The following is a 10,672-nucleotide window of genomic DNA, read 5'->3' on the forward strand; positions in this document are numbered from 1 at the left end:
AGAAGCCGCCATATTGTAATCTCACATCACAATACAGCGGCTTTCCTTATTTTTCCTAATTCACTTTCTTACACTTCCACATCCTCAGCCGGTTCTGCCGGGATGAAGACTCTGGAATTTTCATGTTTCTCTTTTTTCTTTAACGCTTCTGCTTTCTCAGTGGCTTCCCTGCAAAATTCCATCTGGGAATTGATCAGAAGCTTGCCCCTCTTGTCCTGCTTCTCATAGGTTCCATCCGGCTGGAGAATATGGGCTTTCACATTATCACGGAATTCCAGATCCAGAACATGCTTGATCTCATTCTTGATCTGCTCGTCCTCAACCGGGAAAACGATCTCCACACGGCGATCCAGATTACGAGGCATCCAGTCCGCACTTCCCATATAAATCTCATCGCTGCCATTATTGTGGAAATAGAAGATACGGCTGTGCTCCAGGAAGTTTCCTACAATGGAACGTACATGGATATTCTCGCTCACACCCGGGATTCCCACTCTCAGACAGCAGATGCCTCGGATCAGCAGGTAAATCTGCACGCCACAGGAGGATGCATGATAAAGAGCTGCAATGATTTTCGGATCACAAAGAGAGTTCATCTTCGCTACGATCATAGCCGACATTCCTTTCTTCGCGTGCTCTGCCTCTCTCTCGATCAGCTTCAGGAAACGATCCTTCATCCAGATTGGTGCCACAATCAGACGGTTCCAGTTCTTTGGCTCAGAATATCCGGAAAGCATGTTAAACACTGCAGTTGCATCCTCGCCGAAGCGCTCGTCACAGGTAAAAATGCCGCAGTCCGTATAAAGCTTTGCAGTGGAGTCGTTATAGTTACCAGTTGCCAGATGGACATAACGGCGGATTCCGGTGTCCTCACGGCGAACCACCAAAGTAATCTTACTGTGTGTTTTCAGGCCAACCAGACCATAAATAACATGACAGCCTGCTTTTTCCAGCATTTTTGCCCACACAATATTGTGTTCCTCATCAAAACGTGCCTTCAGCTCTACCAGAACCGAAACCTGTTTGCCATTCTCCGCTGCCTGAGCAAGTGCTGCAATGATCGGGGAATTTCCGCTGACACGGTACAACGTCTGCTTAATCGCAAGTACATCCGGATCCTTCGCCGCCTGGCGTACAAAATTTACCACCGGATCAAAGCTCATATATGGGTGGTGTAAGAATACATCGCCCTCACGGATCACCTGAAAAATATCCTTGCTGGTATCTGCAAATGCAGGCACCACAGCAGGGGTATATTTCGGCTCTTTGTACTGCTCAAAGCCATCCTGTCCATAAACCTTCATCAGCATGGTAAGATCCAGTGGTCCGTTAATATAGAAAATATCCTCTTCTTTAATGTCAAATTCCTTTTTCAGAATGCCAAGAAGTCTGGAGTCCGTTTTATCCTCCACTTCCAGGCGGATCACCTCACCCCACTGGCGCTTCTTCAGCTGCTTCTGGATTTCCACCAGAAGATCCTCCGCCCCATCCTCATCTATGGAAAGATCCGCATTTCTCATAATACGGTAAGGATGTGCACAAACCACATCATATCCAAGGAAAAGCTTGTCAATATTGCGCTCGATAATCTCCTCCAGAAGGATCACAGTAGTGTCCTCTTTATTCCCGGATGGAATGACAACCACACGCGGCAGTACAGACGGCACCTGGACAGTGGCAAATACCAGTACATCCTTGCCCTTTTTCTTATCCTTCTTGGAAATCAAGGCGCCAATATTCAATGTCTTATTTCGAATCAACGGGAAAGGTCTGGAAGAATCCATTGCCATAGGAGTAAGAACCGGATAAACATTATCCTCGAAATAACGGTCCACATACTCCTGCTGTTCTTCGTTTAATTTCTCATGCTCCATCACCAGGTGAAGTCCTACCTTCTCCAGCGCCGGAAGAAGGGAACGGTTCAGAGTGCTGTACTGGGAACGGACGAGTTCATGTGTCTGGACACTGATCTCCTTCAGCTGCTCTTTTGGTCCCATTCCTGCAATATCTGTTTTCTCATAGCCGGCATGAACCTGGTCCTTCAGAGAAGCCACACGAACCATGTAAAACTCATCCAGATTGGAAGATACAATGCTGGTAAATTTCAGTCTTTCAAACAATGGCAGACTTTTATCTCTTGCTTCTGAAAGAACACGGTCGTCAAACTTCAGCCAGCTCAACTCCCTGTTCACAAAATACTCCGGTTTTTCAAAATTTTTCAGATCCATTGTGCCCCTCCTCACACTTTTCTCTTACGTCTGAATACCAGACGGATACCAAATACCTCTTCAAAAAATTCAACTTTATCCATAAGAAGTCCAAGTTCCAGGGAGATATCCTGCTCAGAATCAACTGTAAGAAGCAGAGTTCTGTCCTTCAGCATAGCCTTCATATTCTTTACCTTCTGATAATGACTGCGATCCATGGCATTTGCAATACGAAGAATTGCAGTCAGCTTGGCGATCAGAAGATATACGGAACGATCCATTCCGACCTCTCCTGCGATCTCGCTGTAATAAACAAATTCTGTGGTATTGTAGCGCACCGCATTTGCGATGATCTGACGTTCTTCTGTGGAAAGTCCGATGATCTCCGTAGCCATAATGATCTGATAGGAACACTCTGCCACATCTCCCATGCTGATATATTTGCCACAGTCATGAAGCTGCACTGCGATCTGAAGAAGCAGACGCTCTCTGTCTCCCATTCCGTGCACTTTCTTCATGCTGTCAAAAATCGCCAGGGCAAGGTCGGTAGTGCCCTTAATATGATCCTTTCCAGTAGAATAACGTTTGGCAATGTTTCTGGCTGCCACCAGAATATCATTTTCAAAATTGTGTGCGCTCTTAATAAAATTCTTCTTTTCCCCGAAATCATAGGCAATGCCATCAAGAAGAGATACACCTGGCATCCAAAGCGCTTCTGCATTGAAAAGATCCATAAAATCTTTACAGATAACCATAGTTGGCACGATCAAAGCGGCATACTCCGGATCAATATCCATTTCCTCTGACAGTGAAGTCTCGGTCTTATAAACCGTATTCTCATACCGCTTCTCGAATTCAGCCCGTGTAATAATGTTATCCTGTCTCTCCTCACGGAAAATAGTCTCAGTAAGAAAATCCCCCATAAGGATCAAATTCTTTATCTCGCGGTCTTTCAGATAAAGACGCTTAAACCCGGTCAGGTCATTACGGATAAACTCCTCCACCAGCTGTGCATAATTCGTATTGGTTTTCTCCAGCTCCTTCAGACGTTGGCGGATACGCACGCTTCCCATTTTCAGGCTCTGGGTGGTTACAAGCGCATCTTTGTCAAACAGGGAAATCTGCAGGTTTCCACCGCCCACATCCAGAATAGCGGTTCCTTTCTGGATCATTTTCTTAAAGCCATTCTCAATGGCCGCAATAGATTTATAGCCCAGAAAATGCTGCTCGGCATTGCTTAAAACCTCCACATGAATTCCGGTTCTTCTGAAAATCTGTTCAATGATAATCAGCGGATTCTTCATCTCACGGAAAACACTTGTGGTACAGGCGCGGTAGTCTTTCACACCGTACTCTGCCATGATCCTCTTAAAGTCGTTAAGTACTTCACAAATAGTATCTACCTTATCCACTTCCATGGTTCCGCCGGAATATACCCCTACTCCAAGATTCAGACGATACCGGATATCGTCCACAGTCCGGAAACCACCCTTTTTGGAAAATTCAAAAATTTTCATGGTGATCTCATAGGAACTGATATCAATTGCCGCAAATGTGGTCACTGCCATACGTTTTTCCCTCCTGCCAAGGATTAAATCATTCCAGACATAAATTTCAGATAATCTCTGGTATTCTTTTACTGTTCCTCACTTGTTCCCAGAACATGATCAATAAACTGCTGCGCCGTTCTTCCAGTGAGACCGCCGTGAGAAAGCTCCCAGGCGTTTGCCTTCATCAGAAGCTCCTCTGCAGGCATTGTAACACCATAGCGCTCTGCAAGTGTAGTAACAATATTCTGGAATTCCTTCTTATTCGGTGCACCAAAATAAATACGCACGCCAAAACGGTAAACCAGAGAAAGCTTCTCCTGCACAGTATCGGAGGAATGCAGATCTTCATCGTCTGCCACCTCCAGCTTATCCCCGGATTTCTCCCGAACAAGATGACGTCTGTTGCTGGTTGCATAGATCAGGATGTTGTCCGGCTTTTTCTCAAGACCGCCCTCGATCACTGCTTTCAGATATTTATATTCGATTTCAAATTCCTCAAAGGAAAGATCATCCATATAAAGAATAAATTTGTAATTACGGTTTTTGATCTGTGCGATCACATCATTCAGATCCTGGAACTGGTGCTTGTACACCTCGATAATACGAAGTCCTTCGTCATAATAACGGTTCAGGATACCTTTGATACTGGAAGATTTACCAGTTCCTGCATCACCAAAAAGCAGGCAGTTGTTGGCCTTTCTTCCTCTTACAAAAGCCTCCGTGTTCTCGATCAGTTTCTGCTTGGGTATTTCATATCCAACCAGATCATCCAGATTCACATGGGCGATTCTGGTAATCGGTGCGATCACCGGCTTGCCATCCTTGCCATGCTCAATACGAAATGCCTTGTTCAATCCCAGCTTACCTACGCCGAAATCTTTGTAGAACTGCACCATATCTGCCATAAACTCTTCCACTGTAGAAGCCTCTGCCAGTGTTTTGCTCATATCACAGATTCTGTCGCAGATACGCTGGTTGTATACCTTGCTGTTGCATCCTGTATTCACATAATTACAGAGAAAATCAGCACAGTCTGTTCCAAACGCACTGTCAAAAACAGCAAGATCAAAGTCATAAAGTTCTTTGAAAATTCCAAAATCATGAAGAGCCAGATGGTTAATGCTTCCCTCCACTGCCCCTCTGATCTCGGAAGCGGTACTGAATGCATTCTCGTGATTGACCAGAAGCTGTGTCAGATAAGTGTGCCACAGATTCCCGGAAAACCCATACATTCCTGCCATTTCCACCAGGCTTCCTGCCATATGGAAAAATTCCTCTTTCCGATTCTCAAAGCCTTCTTCACCAGCCTCATAGCTGTTCATCAGTGATGTCATTATGTCCAGTACCTCACCGTTGTCGAAATTGCGGTAAAGGATACATTCTTCTATTCTTGCCATTTTTGTTTCCTCTCAATTCCATGACGCATTTACGTGTCTCTTCTCCTTTTTGCCGTCCGCACAATTCATAACAGCACACTTTCGGATATACAAGCTCACGCACTCGCACCGTTTTTCATTCTACTTTTCTTATATTAAAAACAGATAAAATCTTCTTAAATTCTTTGGTTAATTTTAACAATAAATGAAATTGCTGCCACTCTCTGCCTTCGCAGCTATAATCTTAATAATTGCCCAGAATTTTCAAATAGCTGGTCTCTGCTTCCATGCCCCGCAATGCATTCTTTACCGCGCTGTCCCGCAGATTTCCCTCGAAGTCCACGAAGAAACGGTATTCCCAGGTTTTTCCCGGAATAGGCCGGGACTCGATCTTGGTCATATTCAGACCATTATAGATCATATGGGAAAGTACATTGTAAAGAGTTCCGCTTGCATGACGTGCCTCGAAGCATACACTGATCCTGGAGCTGTTATTCTCATAAACCGGTTTCTTTGCCAGAATAATAAATCTGGTCACATTGCTGTCATTTTTGCAGATATTCTCTGCCAGAACCTTCAGATTGTAAATCTCTCCGGCAGCCCTGCTGGCAATCGCTGCGTGAGTCTTATCCTGATCTGCGCTGACCTTTTTGGCCGCTGCGGCGGTGTTGGTTACTGCTGTGGTTTTCCAATCTCTATGCTCTTCCAGATATTCCTTACACTGGGCGAGCCCCTGAGGATGGGAATATACCCCGGCAATATCGGAAAGCTCAGCCTCCTGCAGGCCAAGCAGCACATGCTCAACCTTCAGGATCTGCTCTCCCACGATAAACAGATTATATTCTGTCAAAAGGTCATAAATATCTGTCACAATCCCAGCTGTGGAATTTTCAATAGGAAGGACTGCGTAATCTGCTCTTCCTGCTGCAACTTCTTCCATGGCATCCCGGAACAGCTTCACATGATAGCTCTTAATGTCTTCCTGAAAGTAGGCGCGCATGGCTCCATAGCTGTAGGCGCCCTCTACCCCCTGGAAAACAACAGTCACATTATTTCTGGGAAGCTGCTCCACCATTTGGAAGTCTTCCTTTTCTTTCGGACCATATTCGGTGAGAAGCTGATACTGACGCTTTCTGCTGATGGCCATGATCTGCTGAAAAAGCTCCTGGGCTCCAAGTTCGTTGAACTCACCGTGCGCTTTTTTCCTGATCTCTTCCAGTTTGGCATGCTCTCTCTCCGGATCCAGCACTTTCTTTCCGGTATGGATCTTATACTCTGCAACCTCTTCGCAGACCTTCATCCGCTTCTCAAAAAGTTCCACCATCTGATTGTCAATTTCATCTATTTTTCGTCTGCATTCCTGCAAATCTGTCATATTGTTTTCTCTCCAGTTTTTGTATTTAATCATGCAAATTCAGCTGCTGCACACTTCAATTTCCACAATGTACTGCCATTACTGTTCACTCCGTGACCAGTAACACGCTGCCATTTCAGTACCTGACACTTATCCGACATATTCTTCCACCGCATCTGTAAGCGCTCCAATAAAGGAAAGTGAACCAAATGCCAGAATCACACTGTTCTCGTCATCTCCTGCACAGGAAAACGCCTTTTCTACAGCATCTTTTATGCTCTTTGTACTTTCGGCACTGGAATTATATACCCTTGCCGCCTTCGCCAGTTCCTCTGCCGGCAGTGCACGGGGATTATCCGGTGTCTCTATGGTATAGATTTTTTCCGCAAAATGAGCTGTTTTTTCAAGGACAATCTTATATTCCTTGTCTGCAAAAACACCCATAATGTAGATCAGTTTTTTTCCATTAAAATAGTGTCGGATAGATTCTGCCATCTTGTCGGCTGCTCCGGCATTGTGGGCGCCGTCTACAATAAAAAGAGGCTTTTTATTGATAACCGTAAATCTTCCCTTCCAGCTTGTGTGGAGAAGACCGTCCTTCCGCTGTTCCATGGTAGTAGTCCAGCCAAGTCTGTCCAGTTCTTCAAGGGCGTTTAATGCCAGCACTGCATTTTCTTTCTGGTAAACACCGGCAAGGGAAATTGCAAATTCCTCTCCTTTATAAGAAAAGGTCTGACCGAATACGCTCTCTTTTTCCAAAACAGCCTCATCAGGGTCAGATACCACACAGGGTACATGAAGCTTGTTGCAGGTATCTGCAATCACCTGTGCCGCTTCCGGCTTCTGCTTTGTGGTCACAACCCGGCAGCCAGGTTTGATAATTCCAGCCTTCTTCTCTGCGATTTCTCCAAGGGTATTTCCAAGAAATGACATATGATCCATGCTGATGGAAACCAGCACAGCCAGTTTGGTATTCTTCACAATATTGGTGGCATCCAGATTGCCGCCCATTCCGGTCTCCAGAAGGACCAGATCACAATTTTCTTCCTTAAAATACAAAAACGCTGCTGCAGTCTCAATCTCAAAAGGGGTAGGATGATTCATGCCAACCGCTGTCATCTGGTCAATTGACCTGGAAATTTCTGTCACATACTTTGCAAAAGCTTCCTGTGAGATCTTCTCACCGGCAATCTCAAGACGTTCTCTGTAAGAATAAAGAGTTGGAGATATGTATCTGCCCACTTTATAGCCTGCCCGGGTAAGAGTGGTGTATAAATATGCAATCACTGAACCCTTTCCATTGGTTCCGGCTACGTGAACATAAGGGACTGCATCCTGTGGATTTCCAAGCCGGTCCAGCATTTCACGCATATTATCAAGCCCCAGCACGGAACCGTATTTCGCCGAATCATCGATGTATGCACGACATTCCTGATAGTTCATAATAAAAGCTCCTCGTTTATCAAATATCTTTTTCTCTCCATTATAACCTTGCAGCATAAATTTAGCAAGAATGGGAATGTTATTTTTATCATTTTACCCAAGGAGACCAAGCATATGAAAAAATACCCTTTTCTCTTCTGTGGTTTTACTGGCCTGTGTCTGGAGATTCTCTGGACCGGGCTCCATTCCCTGCTCCGGGGAGATGCTTCCATGAAAGGCACTACCTCTCTTCTTATGTTTCCCATTTATGGCTGTGCATCCCTGATTCTGCCTGTATACCAAAAGCTGAAAAAACTTCCGGCACTTCTGCGCGGCTCCCTTTATACTGCCGGATTTTACCTGGCAGAATTTACCAGCGGTTCTATCCTGAAGGCTTTTCACATGTGCCCCTGGGACTATTCCGGAGTGCCCCATCAGTACAAAGGAGTCATCCGTCTGGACTATCTCCCGGTCTGGTTTCTCACTGGATTGTTTTTCGAAAAAATACTTACAAAATCTTCTTGAAAAATCATTCCAAGTAGTATATGATAGGTCGAAGAGATTTTGCGTTACCACTCACAGAAGAACCTTTTTGAAAGAGTTTTCGTGAACCGTAACACTCTACCCCAAAACCACACACTCATAACGGAGGTATATCATGAGACACTTAATGAGTCCGCTGGACCTTAGTGTTCCGGAGCTTGAGAAGCTTCTGGATCTTGCCAGCGATATTGAGAAAAACCCCAAAAAATACGCACATACCTGTGACGATAAACGACTTGCCACACTTTTCTATGAGCCAAGTACCCGCACCCGTCTCAGTTTTGAAGCTGCTATGATGAACCTTGGCGGTAAGGTTCTTGGTTTCTCATCTGCAGATTCCAGTTCCGCAGCGAAAGGGGAAACTGTTGCCGATACCATTCGTGTTGTTTCCTGCTATGCAGATATCTGTGCTATGCGTCATCCCAAAGAAGGTGCTCCGCTGGTAGCTTCTATGGTTTCTAATATTCCTGTTATCAATGCCGGTGACGGTGGTCATCAGCATCCAACCCAGACTCTTACAGACTTACTTACCATCCGTTCCTTAAAGGGACGTCTTGACAACATTACCATCGGTCTGTGCGGAGATCTGAAATTCGGACGTACCGTTCACTCTCTGATCGAGGCACTGGTTCGCTACAACAATGTTAAATTCGTACTGATTTCTCCGGAAGAGCTTCGTATTCCAAGCTACATCCGCGAAGACGTACTGAAGAAGAACAACATCGAGTTCCTAGAAGTAGAACGTCTGGAGGATGCTATTCCGGAGCTTGATATTCTTTACATGACACGTGTTCAGAAGGAGCGTTTCTTCAATGAGGAAGATTATGTTCGTATGAAGGATTTCTACATACTGGACAAGCAGAAGCTTTCCCTTGCAAAGGATGACATGTACATTCTTCATCCGCTTCCTCGTGTTAACGAAATTTCTGTTGAAGTGGACAGCGATCCGAGAGCTGCATACTTTAAACAGGCCCAGTACGGTGTATATGTTCGTATGGCCCTGATTCTTACATTATTGGAGGTGGAACTGCCATGTTAAATGTTGGAGCACTTCGTGAAGGTTTCGTATTAGACCATATCAAAGCCGGCAAGGCTATGACTATTTATCATGACCTGAAGCTTGACAAGCTTGATTGTACTGTTGCGATCATCAAGAACGCAAAGAGCAATAAGATGGGCAAAAAGGACATCATCAAGGTTGAGTGCCCGATTGAAGATCTGGATCTGGATATCCTTGGTTTCATTGATCACAATATCACCGTAAATATTATTAAGGATGAGAAGATCGTTGAGAAAAAAGACCTTCGTCTTCCGAAGCAGGTTGTAAACGTGATCAGATGTAAGAATCCCCGCTGCATCACTTCCATCGAGCAGGGACTGGATCAGGTGTTTGTTCTGGCTGATGAGGAGAATGAGGTTTACAGATGTAAATATTGTGAGGAGAAATACTCTGGTCACAGAAACAAATAAGTTATCTCTCTAAATCATTGTTTTTTATAACAATATTGATATTTTATTGTGGAAGCTGAATACAGCTTCCACTTTTTTGCCTTAAAGCGTGTTTGAGAGTGGAAAAAGACCTTTGGGTCCTGGTATCGGAGCGTTTTTATGTAATAGGAACATTACGGAGTAATTTCCTATTATATAAAAAACCTGGGAAAATCCAGCAGTGCTGAACCTTCTCAGGTTAAATATCACATTGTATGATACAATCCGATTCTTAAATACGCAAGCAGACCGATAAGCCGGGTTATGTCGTTGAGTGATCATCTGTCTAGGCCTTCCGTTGCCGAAAGGCTCAAGCGACCTACCTGAAAGCACGACGGGCCGCCGTATCGCTTTCTGCTCGGTCTTGCTTCGAATGGAGTTTACATGTGCCCGGCCTGTTACCAGGACGGCGGTAGTCTCTTACACTGCCTTTCCACCCTTACCATGGCAAGCCATGGCGGTTTATTTCTGTTGCACTGGTCTGGGAGTCGCCTCCACCGGACGTTATCCGGCATCCTGCCCTGTGAAGCCCGGACTTTCCTCGTCTGAACCCTTTCGTCTGTCCAGCCGCGATCACCTGGCCTGCTTGCGCAAGTGCTATTTTAACATTATTGTGATAAGATGTAAAGTGTTATTTGAATCGTTGCAAATAATCTATGAACCATTTATGATAATGTCCTAATATACCATAAAGGAAAATGTCCCAATGTAGTATAATGCTTCCATCAACAG

At 44.8% G+C, this 10,672-nt stretch carries 8 protein-coding genes and 1 other RNA gene; 3 read left to right on the top strand and 6 right to left on the bottom strand.

Annotation, left to right across the window (positions count from 1 at the left end):
- Positions 1-68: 68 nt before the first annotated feature.
- The 5 genes from I4V84_RS08775 to I4V84_RS08795 all read right to left on the bottom strand — a co-directional run bounded on the left by I4V84_RS08775 (position 69) and on the right by I4V84_RS08795 (position 7,930).
- On the bottom strand, positions 69-2,228 hold the full coding sequence (locus I4V84_RS08775; protein ID WP_195991647.1) for an RNA degradosome polyphosphate kinase: 2,160 nt from the start codon (positions 2,226-2,228) through the stop codon (positions 69-71).
- Positions 2,229-2,239: 11 nt separating this feature from the next.
- Entirely contained in the window at positions 2,240-3,775 is a 1,536-nt protein-coding gene (locus tag I4V84_RS08780) for an HD domain-containing protein (RefSeq protein WP_148462372.1), read from the bottom strand.
- A gap of 68 nt (positions 3,776-3,843) precedes the next feature.
- Positions 3,844-5,154: an ATP-binding protein gene (locus I4V84_RS08785; protein WP_195991649.1), complete on the bottom strand. Its 1,311-nt coding sequence runs from the start codon at positions 5,152-5,154 to the stop codon at positions 3,844-3,846.
- Between the two features lie 223 nt (positions 5,155-5,377).
- Positions 5,378-6,508 (bottom strand): prephenate dehydratase, encoded by a 1,131-nt coding sequence (gene pheA / locus I4V84_RS08790; protein ID WP_148462375.1) that lies wholly within the window; start codon positions 6,506-6,508, stop codon positions 5,378-5,380.
- A gap of 129 nt (positions 6,509-6,637) precedes the next feature.
- Positions 6,638-7,930 carry a folylpolyglutamate synthase/dihydrofolate synthase family protein gene (locus I4V84_RS08795; RefSeq protein WP_195991651.1) on the bottom strand — a complete coding sequence of 431 codons (1,293 nt, stop codon included), beginning with the start codon at positions 7,928-7,930 and terminating at the stop codon, positions 6,638-6,640.
- A gap of 114 nt (positions 7,931-8,044) precedes the next feature.
- Between I4V84_RS08795 and I4V84_RS08800 the strand changes: the two genes are divergently transcribed.
- The 3 genes from I4V84_RS08800 to I4V84_RS08810 all read left to right on the top strand — a co-directional run bounded on the left by I4V84_RS08800 (position 8,045) and on the right by I4V84_RS08810 (position 9,922).
- Complete coding sequence (locus I4V84_RS08800; protein ID WP_195991653.1) at positions 8,045-8,434, top strand: hypothetical protein; 390 nt, start codon at positions 8,045-8,047, stop codon at positions 8,432-8,434.
- 133 nt (positions 8,435-8,567) lie between these two features.
- Complete coding sequence (pyrB, locus tag I4V84_RS08805) at positions 8,568-9,491, top strand: aspartate carbamoyltransferase (protein WP_148462381.1); 924 nt, start codon at positions 8,568-8,570, stop codon at positions 9,489-9,491.
- Entirely contained in the window at positions 9,485-9,922 is a 438-nt protein-coding gene (locus tag I4V84_RS08810) for an aspartate carbamoyltransferase regulatory subunit (protein ID WP_118578704.1), read from the top strand. The genes pyrB and I4V84_RS08810 overlap by 7 nt, the downstream gene beginning before the upstream one ends.
- Positions 9,923-10,177: 255 nt before the next feature.
- On the opposite strand, the gene rnpB is transcribed toward I4V84_RS08810, so the two are convergent.
- Positions 10,178-10,529, bottom strand: an RNA gene (rnpB, locus tag I4V84_RS08815) — RNase P RNA component class A.
- Between the last annotated feature and the right edge of the window lie 143 nt (positions 10,530-10,672).

This window comes from Ruminococcus sp. 1001713B170207_170306_F1 (assembly GCF_015668065.1).
GTDB lineage: Bacteria > Bacillota > Clostridia > Lachnospirales > Lachnospiraceae > Blautia_A > Blautia_A faecis.

Excerpts from the sequence above, each read along its gene's own strand:
- I4V84_RS08775 (WP_195991647.1), bottom strand. The coding sequence starts at position 2,228 with ATGGATCTGAAAAATTTTGAAAAACCGGAGTATTTTGTGAACAGGGAG.
- I4V84_RS08780 (WP_148462372.1), bottom strand. The coding sequence starts at position 3,775 with ATGGCAGTGACCACATTTGCGGCAATTGATATCAGTTCCTATGAGATC.
- I4V84_RS08785 (WP_195991649.1), bottom strand. The coding sequence starts at position 5,154 with ATGGCAAGAATAGAAGAATGTATCCTTTACCGCAATTTCGACAACGGT.
- pheA (WP_148462375.1), bottom strand. The coding sequence starts at position 6,508 with ATGACAGATTTGCAGGAATGCAGACGAAAAATAGATGAAATTGACAAT.
- I4V84_RS08795 (WP_195991651.1), bottom strand. The coding sequence starts at position 7,930 with ATGAACTATCAGGAATGTCGTGCATACATCGATGATTCGGCGAAATAC.
- I4V84_RS08800 (WP_195991653.1), top strand. The coding sequence starts at position 8,045 with ATGAAAAAATACCCTTTTCTCTTCTGTGGTTTTACTGGCCTGTGTCTG.
- pyrB (WP_148462381.1), top strand. The coding sequence starts at position 8,568 with ATGAGACACTTAATGAGTCCGCTGGACCTTAGTGTTCCGGAGCTTGAG.
- I4V84_RS08810 (WP_118578704.1), top strand. The coding sequence starts at position 9,485 with ATGTTAAATGTTGGAGCACTTCGTGAAGGTTTCGTATTAGACCATATC.